The sequence below is a fragment of the Brucella anthropi genome, from assembly GCF_046630315.1.
Lineage (GTDB): Bacteria > Pseudomonadota > Alphaproteobacteria > Rhizobiales > Rhizobiaceae > Brucella > Brucella anthropi_A.
Window position 1 is genome coordinate 1 of the sequence record NZ_LQBD01000009.1, and the last position, 16,972, is coordinate 16,972.

Consider the following 16,972-nt stretch of genomic DNA (forward strand, 5'->3'; position numbering starts at 1 on the left):
GATTAAATATTTGAATTGTCACGATTAATCTGTTTCTCACTGCCATCCTCTGTTTCGCGATCAAACGGTAAGCGCGAAAAGAGACCGATCAATTGTCAAACCATATGGCGGAGACATCATGAGAGAGACCGGCATTCACAACACGGCCGCTTCCATTGCCACTTCAGGACTGAAGGGACTCTCCGCAGTCTTTTACAATCTCGGAGCCGCCCGGCTCTATGAAGAAACCGTCCGCCGGGGCGAAGCCGAACTATCGGCGCAGGGTGCGCTTGTCGCACGCACCGGCCAGCATACGGGCCGTTCGCCGAAGGACAAGTTCGTGGTGCGCGATGCCGACACGGAAGATCACGTCTGGTGGGACAACAACAAGCCGATGAGCCGCGAGGCCTTCGAGCTGCTCTATGCCGATTTCATCGACCACGCGAAGGGCAAGGAACTTTTCGTGCAGGATCTGATCGGCGGCGCCGATGCCGACAACAAGATCAATGCCCGGGTCATCACCGAATATGCCTGGCATTCGCTGTTCATCCGCAACCTGCTGATCCGTCCGGAACAGGAAGCGCTGGCTTCCTATATACCGGAAATGACCATCATCGATCTGCCATCCTTCAAGGCCGATCCGGAACGCTATGGCGTGCGCACCGAAACGGTGATCGCCGTTGACCTGACCCGCAAGATCGTGCTGATCGGCGGCACCTCCTATGCCGGCGAAATGAAGAAGTCGGTCTTCACGGCGCTCAACTACATTCTGCCCGCCAAGGGCGTGATGCCGATGCACTGCTCGGCCAATGAAGGCCCGAACGGCGACACCGCCGTCTTCTTCGGCCTGTCCGGCACCGGCAAGACCACGCTTTCGGCCGATCCGACCCGCACGCTGATCGGCGATGACGAGCATGGCTGGGGCGAACATGGCATCTTCAATTTCGAAGGCGGCTGCTACGCCAAGACCATCCGCCTGTCCGCCGAAGCGGAGCCGGAAATCTACGCAACCACGCAGCGTTTCGGCACGGTGCTGGAAAATGTCGTTCTCGACGAAAACCGCCAGCCGGACTTCGATGATGGCTCGCTGACGGAAAACACCCGTTGCGCCTATCCGCTCGACTTCATCCCGAATGCTTCGAAGACGGGGAAGGGCGGCCAGCCGAAGAACATCATCATGCTGACCGCCGACGCCTTCGGCGTGATGCCTCCGATCGCCAAGCTGACGCCAGCACAGGCCATGTACCACTTCCTGTCCGGCTACACGGCCAAGGTTGCCGGCACCGAAAAGGGCGTGACCGAACCGGAAGCCACCTTCTCGACCTGCTTCGGCGCACCGTTCATGCCGCGCCATCCGTCGGAATATGGCAATCTTCTGCGCAAGCTGATCGCCGAGCACAAGGTCGATTGCTGGCTGGTCAATACCGGCTGGACGGGCGGTGCTTACGGCGTTGGCAAGCGCATGCCGATCAAGGCAACCCGCGCTCTGCTTGCAGCCGCGCTCGACGGCTCGCTGAACAATGCAGAATTCCGCATTGATCCGAATTTCGGCTTTGCGGTGCCGGTCGAAGTGCCGGGTGTGGACACGTCGATCCTCGATCCGCGCTCGACCTGGTCCGACAAGGCTGCCTATGACGCGCAGGCCAGGAAGCTGGTCGACATGTTTGTCACGAATTTCGAAAAATTCGAAAGCCATGTCGATCACGAGGTCAAGGACGCGGCTCCCGCGATCCGTATCGCTGCCGAATAATTTGCGTCCACGCAATATTGAGGAGGAGAGAGCCCGGCCCAGTGCCGGGCTTTCTTATTGGGCCGGGCTTTCTTATCGGGCCGGGCTTTCTTATGCCTGAACCAGCTTCGGCATGGGATTTTCGTCTCCTGCCAAATCAGTGTATGTCTTCCGCCATGGAAGAGAACCGGAACATCATCCGCATCACCAATCGCCTGTCGATCCGTGAAGACGATCTGGAGGAAAGCTTTATCCGTGCGTCCGGCCCCGGCGGCCAGAATGTCAACAAGGTTTCGACCGCCGTACAACTGCGATTTCATGCAGCGCGATCCGGCCTCCCGGAAGATATTCTGTCACGGCTATTCAAGCTAGCGGGGCAGAAGGGCACCAAGGACGGCGATATACTGATCGAAGCCAATCGTTTCCGCACCCAGGAGCGCAACCGCGAGGATGCGCGCGAGCGCCTGATCGCACTTGTTGCCAAGGCTGCCGAACCGCCGCCGCCACCACGCAAGAAGACCAAGCCGACAAAAGGCTCCGTCGAACGCCGCCTCAAGGCCAAGTCCGGTCGATCCGACATCAAGAAGGGTCGCGGCAAGGTTTCCTTCGACTGAACGAAAAATCTCCATTCAGGGAATGCAGGCGAGGGGACATCCTCCCAATGCTCCACGGCCATTCCGGTACGGACACGCTTCTCGTCCCCCGGCTTGAAGGCAAAATCGGCGAGAATTGGCGGGCGATCACGCCTTTCGGCGAGATATCAACCATTTTCGATAAGGATATGCGGCGTTTCCTGCGCGACTGCGCGGCCTGCCCCATTGCAATTGCTCGAAAATCGCCTAGCCTGCTGATGGTTTGGCTACAATATTTTTCCACAATAATTGCTTTGCAACAAAGGAGATTGCCGATGGGAATTTTCGATTTCGTGAAATCGGTTGGCACCAGGCTCGGCCTGGGTGATGGTGAACCGAAGGCGGACGAACTGAAGAAGGAACTCGACTCGCATAACCTTGGAACACAGGACGTGCAGGTCAGCGTCGAGGGCGACAAGGCCGTGCTGAAAGGCAATGTGCAGGACCAGTCGGCATTCGAGAAGGCGGTCATCGCCGTCGGCAACTCGCTCGGTGTTTCCAAGGTGGAAGCCTCCGAGTTGAAGGTGGGCGGTGCGGGAACCGGTGCGAACCCGGTTTTCTACACGGTCAAGAAGGGTGACAATCTCTGGAAGATCGCCGAGGCCCAATATGGCAAGGGAAACGGCGCCAAAAACGATCTCATCTTCGACGCCAACAAGCCGATGCTGACGCATCCCGACAAGATTTATCCGGGGCAGGTGCTGCGTATTCCACCGTTGACACACTGAATGAACAGGGCCGGAAAATGAAAAAATATAAACCGGCCCTTTTCATATCTTGCGCGTTTATATCTTTCTCAGCGCCACTTCCTCGATCAGATGATGGCTGCCCTTGCGCAGGATCAGATCGGCGCGCGGGCGCGTCGGCAGGATATTATCCTTGAGATTCTTCAGGTTGATATTGTTCCACAGCCCTTCGCCGATCGAGCGCGCCGCATCTTCCGAAAGCTGCGAATAGCGATGGAAGAAGGATTCCGGATTGACGAAAGCCGTCTCCCGCAGCCGCATAAAGCGGTCGATATACCATTTGTGGATCAGTTGCGGCTCCGCATCGATATAGATGGAGAAATCGAAAAAATCGGACACGAACGGCACCATCTTGCCGTCTTCCGGCAGATCGCGCACCTGCAACACATTGATGCCTTCGAAGATCAGAATATCCGGCTTGTCGATGATCTGATATTCGCCGGGCAGTACATCATAGCTCAGATGCGAATAGAGCGGCGCGCGCACCTGGCTCATGCCCGCCTTGATCGCCGACAGGAAGCGCAGGACCGCGCCGACATCATAGCTTTCGGGAAAGCCCTTGCGCTCCATCATGTTCTGCTCGCGCAGGACCGCATTGGGATAGAGAAAACCGTCGGTTGTCACCAGATCGACCTTCGGGCTCGATGGCCAGCGGGCAAGCAGCTCTTTCAGGATGCGGGCAGTCGTGGATTTGCCCACCGCAACCGAACCGGCAATGCCGATGATGAACGGCGTCTTGAACGACTCCTCCATGTTGAGGAACTGCTTGCGCTGCTCAAACAGAAGCTGGCTCGCCTCCACATGCGCCGACAGCAATCGCGACAGCGACAGATAGATGCGCCGCACTTCGTCAAGATCGATGGGATCGCCCAGCGAACGCAGCCGCTTGACCTCATCATATGTCAAAGTGAGCGGCGTGTCGGCGCGAAAACCTGCCCATTCCTGGGCGGAGAAGAAACGGTAAGGCGAATAGCGTGACGGGGTGAGCTGATCGACTTTTTCCCACATGAATGTCTGTCCCTCAGGCCATTGTCTGAGCATGATCTTATCCAAAACCGGTTTTCGCTTACGGGATCATGCTTTCGGACGGCTGGCCTTTTCTGCCAGGCCGGTCTGCGCCGTGCGACGCTGCAATTCCTGCATAACCTCATCAAGCGGCACATCCGCAATCTTGAGAACCACCAGCAGGTGATAAAGCAGGTCAGCGCTTTCGGTGACAACTTCCGCACGGTTGCCTTCAACGGCGGCAATGACCGTTTCCACGGCTTCCTCGCCGAGCTTTTTCGCAGCCCGTGACTGGCCTTTTGCCACCAGACTTGCCGTATAGGACGAGCCGTCCGTCACACTGGCACGCTCCGCGACGATGCGTTCAAGATCGGTAAGTGTGAACTCAGTCATCGGATTTCCTTAAATCTTGTTCTAGAGCGGTTCCCGTTTAAATGGAAACGTTGGAACCGCTCTATCTGTCTGTTTTTACGCATTATCCGACGCAAAACCGCTTCGCACTTTTGCTGGAAATGCTCTAGCGGACCGGATCGAGCCGCATCGGAATGCCAGCTTCGGCCATATAGCGCTTGGCCTCGCCGATCGTATAGGTGCCGAAGTGGAAAATCGAAGCGGCAAGAACCGCCGTCGCGTGGCCGTCACGAATGCCCGCAACCATATGATCAAGAGTACCGACGCCGCCCGATGCTATCACCGGAACGCGCACGCTGTCGGCCACGGCCCGCGTCAGAGCCACGTCGTAACCGGCCTTGGTGCCGTCGCGGTCCATCGAGGTCAAAAGGATTTCACCGGCACCGAGGCTTACCACCTTCTGCGCAAATTCCACCGCATTGATGCCCGTCGTCTGGCGTCCACCATGGGTAAAAATTTCCCAACGGTCAGCTTCGCCTGCGCTGGAGACCTTCTTGGCATCGATGGCAACCACGATGCACTGGTCGCCGAACTTGTCGGCGGCTTCGGCAACAAATTCCGGATTCTTCACCGCAGCCGTGTTGATCGACACCTTGTCGGCACCGGCCAGAAGCAGTTTTCGTATATCGGCAACCTGACGCACGCCGCCACCAACGGTCAGCGGCATGAAGCATTGTTCGGCCGTGCGGGCGACGACATCGAAAATTGTCTCGCGATTGTCCGAAGACGCCGTGATGTCGAGAAAGCACAGTTCGTCCGCGCCCGCCGCATCATAGGCGCGGGCAGCTTCCACCGGATCACCGGCATCGATCAGATCGACAAAGTTCACACCCTTGACGACGCGTCCGTCTTTCACATCGAGGCAGGGAATTACGCGTGCTTTGAGTGTCATGCTGAAGCCCTCAGAACAGAAAGCGCCTCAGCCGGATCGATGCGGCCATCATAAAGCGCGCGACCGGAAATCGCGCCTTCGAGCTTCGCTGCATCGGGAGCGGCCAGGCGCCTGATGTCATCCATGGAAGCCAGGCCACCCGATGCAATCACCGGGATGGAAACGGCTTCTGCCAGAGCCAGCGTCGAATCCCAGTTGATGCCGGCCAGAACGCCGTCGCGGTCAATGTCGGTATAGATGATGGCGGCAACGCCAGCACCTTCGAATTTTTTCGCAAGTTCGATCACGCCGAGTTCGGATGCTTCCGCCCAGCCCTCAACGGCGACATAACCGCCCTTGGCGTCGATGCCGACGGCAACCTGACCCGGAAACGCCTTGCAGGCTTCGATCACCAGCGCCGGATCGCGCACGGCAACCGTGCCGAGAATGACGCGGCGCAGCCCCTTGGAAAGCCAGGTCTCGATATGCTGGAGCGTGCGGATACCACCGCCAAGCTGCACCGGGTTTTTCGTGGCCTTCAGGATTGCTTCCACAGCCTTGCCGTTGACGCTTTCGCCAGCAAAGGCCCCGTTGAGATCGACCACATGCAGCCACTCAAAACCCTGATCCTCGAAAGCCTTGGCCTGCGCTGCCGGGTCTTCGTTGTAAACGGTGGCCTGATCCATGTCGCCCAGCTTCAGGCGCACGCATTGACCGTCTTTCAAATCGATGGCGGGAAATAGGATCATAATGTCAGGGCTTCCATTTCAGGAAATTGGCAATGAGCGAAAGGCCGAGCAGCTGGCTCTTTTCCGGGTGGAACTGCGTGCCCACCATATTGTCGCGGCCGACCGTTGCGGTGACATCGCCGCCATAATCGGTCACGGCCAGCACTTGCGAGCTGTTCTTCGCGTCGAACATATAGGAATGCACGAAATAGGCATGCAAGCCATTCTCGCCGGTGTCGATCCCGTCGAAGATCGGGTGGGAATGTTTCACGTGAATCCTGTTCCAGCCGATCTGCGGAATCTTGAGCGAAGGATCGGACGGCGTCATTTCACGCACATCGCCCGCGATCCAGCCAAGACCTTGCGTGACTTCCTTTTCAAGCCCGCGTTCGGACATGAGCTGCATGCCCACGCAGATGCCAAGGAAGGGATGCGCCTTTTTCAAAACCACATCTTCCAGCGCTTCCACCATGCCCGGAACGGCATGAAGGCCGCGACGACAATCGGCATAGGCGCCAACGCCCGGAAGCACGATGCGGTCAGCCGTCGCCACGCGGGCCGCATCCGCCGTCAGGTCGATTTCCGCCGCGATACCGCTCTCATGCGCCGCGCGCTCAAAAGCCTTGGTGGCCGAGCGCAGATTGCCGGAGCCGTAATCGATGATTGCAACACGCATTTTCAGTTTTCTCCGCGATGGCCGACAAACCCGATCGTCGAGCCAAATGAGGAATAGGTGGGACGAGGGGTCTGCTGCGCCCATTCCGGTGCAGGCTTGTCCGCAGGAGAGGCTGCTGGCCGGGCCGCATCTTCGAGGCCGTGGAAATAGCGGATCTCTGCTTCCTCCAGATTGGAGGCATCGATGACCGCCGTTTCGACAAAACCCTGACGCCTGAGTCTGGCGATCTTCCAGTCGACGCCTTCCAGCGCCACAAACAGCGACACCAGCAGGGTCAGAAGCGGAACCGCATCGGTTATGCCGAAATAGGCTCCGGCAAGTCCGAGCAGGATCGTGATGCCCAGAACGGCAAAAGCTTCGAACCAAAGACGCTGCGTCAGAAGCCAGACGAAAGGCAGGACCAGCGCCAGCACATGGAATCCGTCGCGCACGAACACGGCTTGCTCAAGGTTTTGAGTATCCTCCGGTTCAAGAACGACGAATTGCGCCATGGCTTACCCCTTCAGTGAACCCTTGGTGGAGGGAATTGCGTCCTTCTGGCGCGGATCGGTTTCAAGCGCCGTGCGCAGAACCCTTGCCACCGCCTTGAAGATCGATTCCGCAATATGGTGGTTGTTGGCGCCATAATGATTGTTGATATGGAGCGTGATGCCTGCATTCATCGCGAAAGCCTGGAAGAACTCACGCACCAGTTCAGTATCGAACGTGCCGATCTTGGCTGCGGTGAAATTGACGTTCCAGACCAGAAAGGCGCGTCCCGATACATCGACGGCCGCACCGGTCAGCGTATCGTCCATGGCAAGGTCCATCGAGGCATAGCGCACGATGCCGCGGCGCTCGCCAAGCGCCTTGGCAATCGCCTGTCCGAGCGCAATGCCGGTATCCTCGACCGTGTGGTGATCGTCGATATGCAGGTCGCCCTTGGCCATGACGCGCATATCGATGAGCGAATGTCGGGAAAGCTGCTCCAGCATATGATCGAAGAAGCCGACGCCGGTGGTGATGTCGAACTTGCCGACGCCGTCCAGATCGACGGAAACGGCAATGCTCGTTTCCTTGGTCGAGCGTTCGATGCTTGCCTTGCGGGTGCTTTCAGCAGTCATAAGCTTTCCTCATTCAATAGCTTGGAGGCGTTCTAGAACAGCTTGCTCCCTTTGCCAATTCCTTTTGCCGGTTTGGCAGGCTGCAAATCGGCATTTGCAATTCGTCCGCACGTTCTTAAATATTCTCAGCGAAGCACGATTCATCCGCCGGTGGCTGGCCGAACCTGTTTCTCCAACAGAGCGCATCCCGAAAAGTGCGACGCGGTTTTCGGAACAAGATGCGCGTTAAAAACAGTCGGAGCATTTCCAAGCAAAACAGGAAATGCTCTAGATGAAGGGGCATCTGCAATTGCCTTCCGGGATTGCATATGCCGCCAAAGGAGCATCCATGATCGAACATCATCCCACGACAATCTACGGCACGACCATCGTTACCGTGCGCAAGGACGGCAAGGTCGTCATCGCCGGTGACGGACAGGTTTCGCTGGGCCAAACCGTCATGAAGGGCAATGCGCGAAAAGTTCGCCGCATCGGCAAGGGCAATGTGATTGCCGGTTTCGCCGGCGCCACCGCCGACGCCTTCACCCTTCTGGAACGCCTTGAAGCGAAGCTCGAACAATATCCGGACCAACTGATGCGCGCTTCGGTCGAACTCGCCAAGGACTGGCGTACCGACCGCTACCTGCGCAAGCTGGAAGCCATGATGCTGGTTGCCGACAGCAAGGTGACGCTGGCGCTGACCGGCACTGGCGACGTGCTCGAACCTGAACATGGCGTGATGGCCATCGGTTCGGGCGGCAATTATGCGCTGGCCGCCGCCCGCGCACTGGTCGACACCGACAAGTCGGCCGAGGAAATCGCCCGCAGGGCGATGGATATCGCCGCCGATATCTGCATCTACACCAACCACAATATCATCGTGGAAAGCCTGGACGCAGAATGAGTTCGCTGGCGCAGGCCTCAAAACCGAATGCGCAACGCTGGGGCCTCGGTGCCCTGATCGTTCTCGCCATCCTCGCGGTACAGGCCGTCTGGCTTTACCTCGACGGGCGGATCGCCATGTGCGAATGCGGGACCATAAAATTATGGTCGGGTTCGCTGAAATCGGAGAACTCGCAGCATATATCGGACTGGTATACGCTGTCGCACATCATCCATGGCTTTCTGTTCTACTGGCTTTTCACGGTCATCGCGCCCCGGGCTCCGCTCGGATTGAGGCTTGCGGCTTCGGTCGGCATCGAAGCCGCATGGGAACTGGTCGAGAATTCGAATTTCATCATCGAACGCTATCGCGCCAATACGTCCTCGGTGGACTATTTCGGCGACAGCATCGTGAATTCGGTTTCCGATACGGTTGCCGCCATGATCGGCTTCCTGATTGCAGCCAGGCTGCCAGTGAAAATAACCGTCGCCATCGCGCTGTTTATGGAAGTTCTGGCGCTGATCGTCATTCGCGACAATCTTACGCTCAACGTGATCATGCTGCTGCATCCGTTCGAGTTCATCAAGCAGTGGCAAAGTGGGTTATAATCATGAGTAATTTCTCTCCCCGTGAAATCGTCTCCGAACTCGACCGCTTCATCATCGGGCAGAACGATGCCAAGCGCGCGGTGGCCATTGCGCTGCGCAACCGCTGGCGCCGCCAGCAGCTCGAAGGCCAGATGCGCGAAGAGGTCATGCCGAAGAACATCCTGATGATCGGGCCAACCGGCGTCGGAAAGACGGAAATTTCCCGCCGCCTGGCAAAGCTCGCCGGCGCGCCTTTCGTCAAGGTGGAAGCGACCAAGTTCACCGAAGTCGGCTATGTCGGCCGAGACGTCGAGCAGATCGTCCGCGATCTTGTCGAGGTTGCCATCACGCTCGTCCGTGAAAAGCGCCGCGAGGACGTGAAGGCCAAGGCGCATCTCAATGCGGAAGAACGCGTGCTGGATGCGCTGGTCGGCAAGACGGCGAGCCCAGCCACGCGCGACAGTTTCCGCAAGAAGCTGCGCAATGGCGAAATGGACGACAAGGAAATCGAAATCGAGGTCGCCGATACCGGTTCCGGCCCGAGCTTCGAGATTCCGGGCATGCCGGGCGCTAATATCGGCGTCATGAACCTGTCCGACATGCTGGGCAAGGCGATGGGCGGGCGCACCAAGACGCGCAAGACCACGGTGAAGGATTCCTATCCGATCCTGATCAACGATGAATCCGACAAGCTTCTGGATCAGGACCAGATCGTGCAGGAAGCGCTTCGCGTCACCGAGGACGAAGGCATCGTGTTCATTGACGAGATCGACAAGATCGCATCGCGGGAAGGCGGCATGGGTGCCGGTGTGTCGCGGGAAGGCGTGCAGCGCGATCTGCTGCCGCTGGTGGAAGGCACGACGGTCGCGACAAAATACGGGCCGGTGAAAACCGACCACGTGCTGTTCATCGCATCCGGCGCGTTCCACGTATCCAAGCCGTCCGATCTGCTGCCGGAATTGCAGGGCCGCCTGCCGATCCGCGTGGAGCTCAATGCGCTGACGCGCGAAGACTTCCGCCGCATCCTGACGGAGACGGAGGCAAGCCTCATCAAGCAGTATATCGCGCTGATGGAGACGGAAGAGGTGAAGCTCGAGATCACCGACGACGCCATCGACGCTCTGGCCGATATCGCCGTCGATCTGAATGCGACGGTTGAAAATATCGGTGCCCGGCGCTTGCAGACGGTGATGGAACGCGTTCTCGATGAAATTTCATTCACCGCCCCCGACAAGACCGGGGCAACGTTCGTTATCGATGCGGCCTATGTAAAGGACAAGATCGGCGGCCTTGCCAAGAACACCGATCTGTCGCGCTTCATCCTGTAAAAGTGGCCATAAAGCCACGGCGCGGATTCGCTTTCGCAAATGCTGCAAAAACCCCTCGACTTGCATCGGGGGGTTTTTTATTTTCCCCGTAACCTTACCGAATAGTCGTCATATCAGGGCCGTTTTCTCACAATGATCAGAATAATGGGCGCAAAGCCGCGACGCACCTTTGCCGGATTTGTCCTGGCCATCAGCCTTGCCTGCCAGAGCGCCTATGCGGCAACGGTCGTGCCTCCCGGCAATCGCAATGCGGAACAGCCGCCGGTTCCCGGCGCCTCCGCCAAGCGCACGCGTGAACTGAGCACGACCTATGAGAAGAAATATCAGAAGATCTATAATCTCCTGAAGAAGGATGCTTCGCTGCGCTCCAAGATCCGATCGACGGCGGCAGCCTATGGTATCGATCCCATTCACATCGTCGGCGCAATCGTGGGCGAGCACACCTACAATGTCGATGTCTATGACCGGCTGCAAACCTATTACGTCAAAGCCATGTCCTATGTGAACCAGGGCGTCAGCTTCGGCTATAATGGTGAAAGCATCGGCGAGTTCATCAAACGGCCGGAATTTGCCGACTGCCTGAAATACAAGGACAGCTATGCGCTGTGGTCCTGCCGCGAGAATGTCTGGAACAAGAACTTCCGTAGCAAATCGGTTGGCGGCAATGCCTATCCCAACAACCGTTTCAGCGCGGTGTTCTTCCAGCCCTTTTATGCGGGCCAGACATTCGGCCTTGGCCAGATCAATCCGCTGACGGCCTTGCAGATGTCCGACATGGTGAACCGCGTTTCCGGCCTGCCCAAGCTCGACGCCGAAGACGGCAATGCCGTCTACAAGACGATCATGGACCCGGATCTCACGCTGCCCTATATCGCGGCAACGCTGAAACAGTCGATCAATTCCTACCGGCAGATCGCTGATTTCGATATTTCGAAGAATCCCGGCCTGACGGCAACGCTCTACAATACCGGCGGCGCGGAAGCGCGCGCACGGGCGCTTGCCAACGAAAATGCCAGGCGAAAGGCGGATGGTCAGGACCCTGTCCTGCCACAGGAAAACTACTATGGCTGGCTGGTCAATTCGAAGCTCGATGAGCTGAAAGCGCTGTTCTAATCAAGCCGAACGGGCTTGATACCGCGGCGGCGCTTGCGTGCCGCCTCGATTTCCTCGCTCAGATGCCTGATCGTCTCACGGTCGATGATGCGGATATTGCGTGCCAGAAGATTGGCGAGTTCCGTTGCCTGCGGCGAGAGGCCCGACGTGTCGATCACCACGCGCGGATGCGACACGGCGGCAAGGTTCTGCAACTCTTCCGCCTCATCCCAGATGATGTTGAAATAGGTGATGATGCGCTGAAGCAGGTCCCATGTCGGTTGGCCGCGCCGGCCATGTTCCAGCGCCGACAGATAGGCGGGCGAAACACGGAGCGCCGCGGCCATGTCCTTCTGCGTCACACCGCGTTCTTCCCGCAACTCGCGCAAGCGTATTCCAAATGGCGTCATCGCGGCCTGTTTCCTCCGGACAATATCTGCTGCGCCGTGTTTTGGGTCTGGCGACGAAGTTTTACATAGAGGGCGCCATGCCCGCCATGATGACGCGCCGCATCCTCATAGGCACTCACCAGAAGCCGGAACAGCGGCGTGGAGAACCAGTGCGGCACCGCCTGCCGCAAAATGCCCTCGCTGCCGAATGAACGGCCCTTGCCGGTGATGACCATGACATGACGCAGGCCGCGTGCATGCGCGCTGACCAAAAATCCATAGAGCAGGCCGTGCGCCTCTCCCTGCGTCAGACCGTGCAGGTCGATGCGGGCTTCAATATCGACACGGCCTTTGGCAAGCTTTCGATGCGTCGGCCTGTCGAGCGACTGAACCTGCATTTCACCGAGCGCCGACAAGCCTTTCTTCGGTTTGCTTGCCTCCACTACTGGCTGAACCTTCGCCTTGGCAGGGCGCTTTTCCTCTTCCGCCATCAACGCTTTGAAGTCGGGAAGCACGTCCTGCCGCGCCTTTGGCTTTATCAGCGGCTTTGCGGTTTTCGCGACCGTTTCCCACAAGATTCGGTCTTCGGGCCGCAGGTAATCTTTTTCCGGCTTGTCAGTCTCGCGCGCCATCCCGTTCAAGCCTCCAGAAGCCTGCGCGGCACCAGCGCATAAAAATCGGCATCGTCCTTCACGCCACCGGCAATTTCGCCCGCCATATCGCCGGAGCCAGCGAAGAGATCGCCGCGGGCAGGGCCGACAACGGCCGTTCCCGTATCCTGCGCTATCATCAGGCGCGCAAAAGGCTTGCCGTCAAACGCCGTCACGGCCGGGGCGCTGACATGGATCGGTGTTCCGAATGTGTGAAGCAATTTATCGACAGCCAGCGAACGCCCGGCGGTCAGCGGGACTTTTGCCGCTGCAATCGGACCGGCATCCGGGTCGTCCACCGGCGCTTCGCGGAAGAAAATATAGGATCGGTTCCGCCAGATAAGTTCGTCGGCCTTGTCCGGATGCCCGGCCAGCCAGCGGCGGATCGACTGCATGGAAATTTCCAAGGCCGGTATTTCACCTCTGTCCACCAGAATACGGCCAATGCCTGTGAACGGGTGGCCGGATTTGGCGGCATAAGTAATGCGCAGCAAGCCGCCATCGGGCAGTTTCAGGCGCGCCGCCCCCTGCACATGCGCGAAAAACGCATCGACCCGGTCGGCAACGAAAGCGATTTCCAGCCCTCGGCCCGAAAGGCTGCCCTGTTCTATCATCCGGCGGTCGTCATATTCCACAAGACCGCTCTCCGTCCAGCGGGCAAAGGCAAAGGACGGATCGAGGCCCATCGGGCGGTTTTCATCCGTGACTTTCACGAGGTCGTCCGGCTGGCGCAGGAAGGGCACCTTGAACCGGTCGTCCGCCTGGAGGGAGGCCTCGATCTCCGGTTCATAGAATGCGGTCACAAAGCCGTTTCCCTGATCGGGAACGATCCGGCAGGGAATAAAATTCTGTTCGAAGAAACGGCGCGCTTCTTCCACACCCGGATTGTCGAGACGGCGCGCCCCGGCAAAGATCGGCTCCAGCGCTTCAAACCGGATGCCGAGGCTGCCGCTTTTATAAGCCTTATGGGCGGCATAGTCGGCAGAACGGCGAAACGCCACAAATGCCGCGGCCTGATCGTCGCGGTTCCAGCCCGGACAATCGAAAAAAGCCACCGGGCGCAAAATCTTCGCCAAGCCGTTCATCGCCGCATCCGTCTGGCTGGAGCTGTTCCAATTGCACAGAGCCATTGAACCAGCTCTACCTCTTTATTTTACGCATTATCCGACGCATCGAAGCAGGATAAGAAATCAGTTCAATGAACTGATTTCCCTGCGTAGATGCTTCGCACCTTTGGCTCAAAAATGCCCGATGCACAAACAAAAAGGCCGCCGAGCTGGGTCAGCGGCCCGATTCACAGGCTTTCTCTTAATCTTCCGCTTCGGTCGCGACAAGCTTCCAGTTCGGATCACGCGATCGCGTATCGCGGGCAAAGGTCCACAGATCCTTGATCTCAAGCACGTTTTCCGGATCGCCGTCGATCGGCTGTCCGTCCTTGTCATAGGTGGCGGAAATCATCTGGCTGACGATATTGACCGTCACATGCGCTTCCGAGCCCTTCATCTCGGCCCCGGTAATTTCCGCCTTGTCGATACCGACAAAGGACGAACGCACGCTTTCGCCACGGGCTTCACGTTCATCGATGGCCGACACGAAGCCTTCGAAAACATCCTTGGAAAGCAGGTTTTTTAAAACCTTGCGGTCGCCATCGGCAAAGGACATCACGATCATTTCGTAGGCGATCTTCACGCCATCCACGAAACTGGCCGGATCGAACGCAGGATCGGCAGCGTAGATTGCGCGCAGGCCGTCATTGACCGGGGTTCCGGCCGGGGCGGCCTTGTCGATGGCGGTGAAATCCTTTTCACCCGCCCGGCGCGGCAGGGAGACGACATTGTCGGGCTCACCGCCAGCGGGCGCTGCATCGGCACTGCGTGCGGATGTGTAAGGATCGATGGGCGGTTTTTCATTTCCGGTACGACGGCCAAGAACATTCCTCAGCTGGAGAAAGATAATCACCGCTGCGATGAAGAAGAATATCGTGCCAAAATCAAAAAATTCCATGCCGCCTGCCGCTGATTGAAGGATCAGGCATTTCGCCTTTCCCTATCCCTGATTAATATCCATACATATAGATCGGCTTAGGCCATCATTCAAATCCCGATCACGCGTACCTATTTGATATAGCATGACAGACAGTTTCAATTTCGTTCCGAACCTGAAAAAGTTACAATTCAGGATAAATTGGGAAGCTGAAACCAAACAACAAAGGTTGTAACTTACGTGTCCTCCTCTCTCGCCCCTCTCGTCATGCTGGCGATGCCCTTCATCGAAATTGCCGGTTTCGTCATCGTCGGCAGCAAGATCGGCGTTTTCGCGACTTTGGGCCTTGTTATTCTGAGCTCGATGCTGGGCTTTTTCCTCCTGCGCGTACAGGGCATCGGGCTCTTGCAGCGCATCCGCACCGAAACGGCCGCCGGGCGCGTGCCGGATCGCGAAATGGTGCATGGCGCCATGCTGGTGCTGGCGGCGATCCTGCTGATCGTGCCGGGCTTTGTCACCAGCGCCATCGGCATTCTGCTGTTCATCCCCTTCGTGCGCGATATCGTCTGGGAAAAGTTCGTGCGCGGCCGCATGGTCGTGACCACCACCACGCATTATTCGCAATCCTACCGCCCTTCCGGGCCGCGGCAGGACCGCGTGATCGACCTGGAGCCCGACGATTATACGGCCAAGCCGAACGAGGATTCCCCCTGGAACGGGGATCGCAAGGATCGCTGAGTGCGCAAATACTAACCTAAAAAGCCTTTCTTGCCTGATGCCCGCGCACATGCTAGCCAAGCGCATCAAGCTTTTTACAGGCGACGAGTTTAATCACCAAAAAAGAAGGCATACCGATAATGAGCGATAAGGCCGCGGGCGAAGTAAAGAACGGCAATGGCGCGACGGCTGAGCCGTCCCTCAACATTCTGGCGCAATATGTGAAGGACCTATCCTTCGAAAGCCCGGGCGCGCCGCTGTCGCTGCGTCCGCGCGAGAAGGCGCCGTCCATCAACATCAATGTCAACGTCAACGCCAATCCGCTGTCCGAAACGGATTTCGACGTTGTGCTGACGCTGGAAGCCAAGGCCGTTGACGGCAAGGACGTCCTTTTCAACACCGAACTCATCTATGGCGGCGTGTTCCGCATTCAGGGTATCCCGCAGGAGCACATGCTGCCGCTCCTGTTCATCGAATGCCCGCGTCTTCTGTTCCCGTTCGCGCGCCAGATCATTGCCGACGCAACGCGCAACGGTGGCTATCCGCCGCTGATGATCGACCCGATCGATTTCGCGCAGATGTTCCAGCAACGCATGGCCGAGGAACAGGCCAAGGCTGCTGTGAAAAGCTGATCATTTCAAATGATATTTGCAGGAAAGCCCGGATCGCTCCGGGCTTTTTTCGTATCAGGATTAGAGCATTTTCGAGCCAAAAGTGCGAAGCGGTTTTGCGTAAGGCAAATGCGACAAAACAAAAATTTCAGTACTTTTTCCAAATCGCCTTGTCGCCCAGCTTGTCCACAAGCGCGGCGTGCGCAGCGCGCTCCGCATCCGAAATGCGGGGGGGCAGGGGGCGGGGACGGGCCGTCAGAACAATGGGTGCGCCGCCGTCGCTGCTTCTGTCGCTGGCTGCGGAACCATTTTCCATGGTGAGGCCAAGCGCGGTCTGCTTGCCGCCGATCAGTTCGATATAGACTTCGGCCAGAATCTGCGAGTCGAGCAAGGCGCCATGCAGCGTGCGGTGCGAATTGTCGATGCCATAGCGCTTGCAGAGCGCATCGAGCGAGTTCGGCCCCATCGGATGCTTGCGGCGGGCAAGCGCCAGCGTATCGACGATACGCTCCACCTGGATTTCGGCCTGTCCGAGCCTTGCCAGTTCCGCATTGATGAAACCAAGGTCGAACATGGCATTGTGCGCCACCAGCTTGGCGCCGTCGAAAAACGCCTGAAACTCGTCCAGAATTTCCGCGAATGTCGGCTTGTCCAGCAATTGCTCATTGCTGATGCCGTGGACCGCAAGCGCCTCGGGATGAACCTGACGCCCCTGCGGGTTGATGAATTTATGGAAAGTGCGACCCGTGGGAAACCTGTTGACGAGTTCCACACCGCCGATTTCGATCACACGGTCCTCCAGCCGTTCCAGGCCGGTGGTTTCCGTATCGAAAACGATTTCACGCATGAAGAACCTCTCGGAAAATGGTCTGA

21 protein-coding genes are annotated in these 16,972 nt (G+C 58.0%); 9 read left to right on the plus strand and 12 right to left on the minus strand.

All coding sequences use genetic code 11. The features are described 5' to 3' along the window. Window positions 1-118 precede the first annotated feature (118 nt). From AVM02_RS06355 to lysM, 3 genes are all read left to right on the plus strand, one after another. Window positions 119-1,729, plus strand: coding sequence for a phosphoenolpyruvate carboxykinase (locus AVM02_RS06355; protein WP_411506135.1), 1,611 nt, complete (start codon window positions 119-121; stop codon window positions 1,727-1,729). Window positions 1,730-1,872: 143 nt separating this feature from the next. Further along, entirely contained in the window at window positions 1,873-2,322 is a 450-nt protein-coding gene (gene arfB / locus AVM02_RS06360; RefSeq protein WP_411506235.1) for an alternative ribosome rescue aminoacyl-tRNA hydrolase ArfB, read from the plus strand. A 293-nt stretch (window positions 2,323-2,615) separates the two neighbouring features. Continuing rightward, window positions 2,616-3,068: a peptidoglycan-binding protein LysM gene (gene lysM / locus AVM02_RS06365; RefSeq protein ID WP_411506136.1), complete on the plus strand. Its 453-nt coding sequence runs from the start codon at window positions 2,616-2,618 to the stop codon at window positions 3,066-3,068. Between the two features lie 57 nt (window positions 3,069-3,125). On the opposite strand, the gene coaA is transcribed toward lysM, so the two are convergent. The 7 genes from coaA to hisB form a co-directional block, all read right to left on the minus strand. Beyond that, window positions 3,126-4,094: a type I pantothenate kinase gene (coaA, locus tag AVM02_RS06370; protein WP_411506236.1), complete on the minus strand. Its 969-nt coding sequence runs from the start codon at window positions 4,092-4,094 to the stop codon at window positions 3,126-3,128. Between the two features lie 66 nt (window positions 4,095-4,160). After that, complete coding sequence (locus tag AVM02_RS06375) at window positions 4,161-4,484, minus strand: phosphoribosyl-ATP diphosphatase (protein WP_411506137.1); 324 nt, start codon at window positions 4,482-4,484, stop codon at window positions 4,161-4,163. 124 nt (window positions 4,485-4,608) lie between these two features. Then, window positions 4,609-5,394, minus strand: coding sequence for an imidazole glycerol phosphate synthase subunit HisF (hisF, locus tag AVM02_RS06380; RefSeq protein WP_411506138.1), 786 nt, complete (start codon window positions 5,392-5,394; stop codon window positions 4,609-4,611). After that, the gene (gene hisA, locus AVM02_RS06385) at window positions 5,391-6,122 is read right to left on the minus strand and encodes a 1-(5-phosphoribosyl)-5-[(5-phosphoribosylamino)methylideneamino]imidazole-4-carboxamide isomerase (protein WP_411506139.1); all 732 of its coding nucleotides are present in this window, start codon (window positions 6,120-6,122) and stop codon (window positions 5,391-5,393) included. Before hisA ends, hisF begins: the two co-directional genes overlap by 4 nt. Window positions 6,123-6,126: 4 nt before the next feature. Further along, window positions 6,127-6,777, minus strand: coding sequence for an imidazole glycerol phosphate synthase subunit HisH (hisH, locus tag AVM02_RS06390; protein WP_411506140.1), 651 nt, complete (start codon window positions 6,775-6,777; stop codon window positions 6,127-6,129). Between the two features lie 2 nt (window positions 6,778-6,779). After that, window positions 6,780-7,268, minus strand: coding sequence for a DUF2628 domain-containing protein (locus AVM02_RS06395; RefSeq protein ID WP_411506141.1), 489 nt, complete (start codon window positions 7,266-7,268; stop codon window positions 6,780-6,782). Window positions 7,269-7,271: 3 nt separating this feature from the next. Next, the gene (gene hisB, locus AVM02_RS06400) at window positions 7,272-7,880 is read right to left on the minus strand and encodes an imidazoleglycerol-phosphate dehydratase HisB (RefSeq protein WP_411506142.1); all 609 of its coding nucleotides are present in this window, start codon (window positions 7,878-7,880) and stop codon (window positions 7,272-7,274) included. Between the two features lie 328 nt (window positions 7,881-8,208). Here hisB and hslV point away from each other — a divergent pair, with 328 nt between their 5' ends. From hslV to AVM02_RS06420, 4 genes are all read left to right on the plus strand, one after another. Then, window positions 8,209-8,763 (plus strand): ATP-dependent protease subunit HslV, encoded by a 555-nt coding sequence (gene hslV / locus AVM02_RS06405; RefSeq protein ID WP_411506143.1) that lies wholly within the window; start codon window positions 8,209-8,211, stop codon window positions 8,761-8,763. Then, a complete protein-coding gene (locus AVM02_RS06410) occupies window positions 8,760-9,350 on the plus strand; it encodes a DUF2585 domain-containing protein (RefSeq protein ID WP_411506144.1) in 591 nt (196 codons plus the stop codon). The genes hslV and AVM02_RS06410 overlap by 4 nt, the downstream gene beginning before the upstream one ends. Before the next feature lie 2 nt (window positions 9,351-9,352). Next, complete coding sequence (gene hslU / locus AVM02_RS06415) at window positions 9,353-10,657, plus strand: ATP-dependent protease ATPase subunit HslU (protein WP_411506145.1); 1,305 nt, start codon at window positions 9,353-9,355, stop codon at window positions 10,655-10,657. Window positions 10,658-10,789: 132 nt separating this feature from the next. Further along, window positions 10,790-11,770, plus strand: a complete 981-nt coding sequence (locus AVM02_RS06420) for a DUF1402 family protein (protein WP_411506146.1) — start codon at window positions 10,790-10,792, stop codon at window positions 11,768-11,770. On the opposite strand, the gene AVM02_RS06425 is transcribed toward AVM02_RS06420, so the two are convergent. The 4 genes from AVM02_RS06425 to AVM02_RS06440 all read right to left on the minus strand — a co-directional run bounded on the left by AVM02_RS06425 (window position 11,767) and on the right by AVM02_RS06440 (window position 14,792). Beyond that, window positions 11,767-12,159, minus strand: coding sequence for a helix-turn-helix domain-containing protein (locus AVM02_RS06425; RefSeq protein ID WP_411506147.1), 393 nt, complete (start codon window positions 12,157-12,159; stop codon window positions 11,767-11,769). The genes AVM02_RS06420 and AVM02_RS06425 overlap by 4 nt on opposite strands. Next, entirely contained in the window at window positions 12,156-12,770 is a 615-nt protein-coding gene (locus AVM02_RS06430) for a Smr/MutS family protein (RefSeq protein ID WP_411506148.1), read from the minus strand. The genes AVM02_RS06425 and AVM02_RS06430 overlap by 4 nt, the downstream gene beginning before the upstream one ends. Window positions 12,771-12,775: 5 nt before the next feature. Beyond that, entirely contained in the window at window positions 12,776-13,873 is a 1,098-nt protein-coding gene (locus AVM02_RS06435; RefSeq protein ID WP_411506237.1) for a murein transglycosylase A, read from the minus strand. Between the two features lie 223 nt (window positions 13,874-14,096). Then, the gene (locus AVM02_RS06440) at window positions 14,097-14,792 is read right to left on the minus strand and encodes a Tim44/TimA family putative adaptor protein (RefSeq protein ID WP_411506149.1); all 696 of its coding nucleotides are present in this window, start codon (window positions 14,790-14,792) and stop codon (window positions 14,097-14,099) included. A 219-nt stretch (window positions 14,793-15,011) separates the two neighbouring features. Between AVM02_RS06440 and AVM02_RS06445 the strand changes: the two genes are divergently transcribed. After that, complete coding sequence (locus AVM02_RS06445; RefSeq protein ID WP_411506150.1) at window positions 15,012-15,509, plus strand: FxsA family protein; 498 nt, start codon at window positions 15,012-15,014, stop codon at window positions 15,507-15,509. A gap of 119 nt (window positions 15,510-15,628) precedes the next feature. Beyond that, on the plus strand, window positions 15,629-16,120 hold the full coding sequence (gene secB, locus AVM02_RS06450; RefSeq protein WP_411506151.1) for a protein-export chaperone SecB: 492 nt from the start codon (window positions 15,629-15,631) through the stop codon (window positions 16,118-16,120). A 127-nt stretch (window positions 16,121-16,247) separates the two neighbouring features. On the opposite strand, the gene dnaQ is transcribed toward secB, so the two are convergent. Beyond that, window positions 16,248-16,946 (minus strand): DNA polymerase III subunit epsilon, encoded by a 699-nt coding sequence (gene dnaQ, locus AVM02_RS06455; protein ID WP_411506152.1) that lies wholly within the window; start codon window positions 16,944-16,946, stop codon window positions 16,248-16,250. Window positions 16,947-16,972 lie beyond the last annotated feature (26 nt).

Excerpts from the sequence above, each read along its gene's own strand:
- AVM02_RS06355 (WP_411506135.1), top strand. The coding sequence starts at position 119 with ATGAGAGAGACCGGCATTCACAACACGGCCGCTTCCATTGCCACTTCA.
- arfB (WP_411506235.1), top strand. The coding sequence starts at position 1,873 with ATGTCTTCCGCCATGGAAGAGAACCGGAACATCATCCGCATCACCAAT.
- lysM (WP_411506136.1), top strand. The coding sequence starts at position 2,616 with ATGGGAATTTTCGATTTCGTGAAATCGGTTGGCACCAGGCTCGGCCTG.
- coaA (WP_411506236.1), bottom strand. The coding sequence starts at position 4,094 with ATGTGGGAAAAAGTCGATCAGCTCACCCCGTCACGCTATTCGCCTTAC.
- AVM02_RS06375 (WP_411506137.1), bottom strand. The coding sequence starts at position 4,484 with ATGACTGAGTTCACACTTACCGATCTTGAACGCATCGTCGCGGAGCGT.
- hisF (WP_411506138.1), bottom strand. The coding sequence starts at position 5,394 with ATGACACTCAAAGCACGCGTAATTCCCTGCCTCGATGTGAAAGACGGA.
- hisA (WP_411506139.1), bottom strand. The coding sequence starts at position 6,122 with ATGATCCTATTTCCCGCCATCGATTTGAAAGACGGTCAATGCGTGCGC.
- hisH (WP_411506140.1), bottom strand. The coding sequence starts at position 6,777 with ATGCGTGTTGCAATCATCGATTACGGCTCCGGCAATCTGCGCTCGGCC.
- AVM02_RS06395 (WP_411506141.1), bottom strand. The coding sequence starts at position 7,268 with ATGGCGCAATTCGTCGTTCTTGAACCGGAGGATACTCAAAACCTTGAG.
- hisB (WP_411506142.1), bottom strand. The coding sequence starts at position 7,880 with ATGACTGCTGAAAGCACCCGCAAGGCAAGCATCGAACGCTCGACCAAG.
- hslV (WP_411506143.1), top strand. The coding sequence starts at position 8,209 with ATGATCGAACATCATCCCACGACAATCTACGGCACGACCATCGTTACC.
- AVM02_RS06410 (WP_411506144.1), top strand. The coding sequence starts at position 8,760 with ATGAGTTCGCTGGCGCAGGCCTCAAAACCGAATGCGCAACGCTGGGGC.
- hslU (WP_411506145.1), top strand. The coding sequence starts at position 9,353 with ATGAGTAATTTCTCTCCCCGTGAAATCGTCTCCGAACTCGACCGCTTC.
- AVM02_RS06420 (WP_411506146.1), top strand. The coding sequence starts at position 10,790 with ATGATCAGAATAATGGGCGCAAAGCCGCGACGCACCTTTGCCGGATTT.
- AVM02_RS06425 (WP_411506147.1), bottom strand. The coding sequence starts at position 12,159 with ATGACGCCATTTGGAATACGCTTGCGCGAGTTGCGGGAAGAACGCGGT.
- AVM02_RS06430 (WP_411506148.1), bottom strand. The coding sequence starts at position 12,770 with ATGGCGCGCGAGACTGACAAGCCGGAAAAAGATTACCTGCGGCCCGAA.
- AVM02_RS06435 (WP_411506237.1), bottom strand. The coding sequence starts at position 13,873 with ATGAACGGCTTGGCGAAGATTTTGCGCCCGGTGGCTTTTTTCGATTGT.
- AVM02_RS06440 (WP_411506149.1), bottom strand. The coding sequence starts at position 14,792 with ATGGAATTTTTTGATTTTGGCACGATATTCTTCTTCATCGCAGCGGTG.
- secB (WP_411506151.1), top strand. The coding sequence starts at position 15,629 with ATGAGCGATAAGGCCGCGGGCGAAGTAAAGAACGGCAATGGCGCGACG.
- dnaQ (WP_411506152.1), bottom strand. The coding sequence starts at position 16,946 with ATGCGTGAAATCGTTTTCGATACGGAAACCACCGGCCTGGAACGGCTG.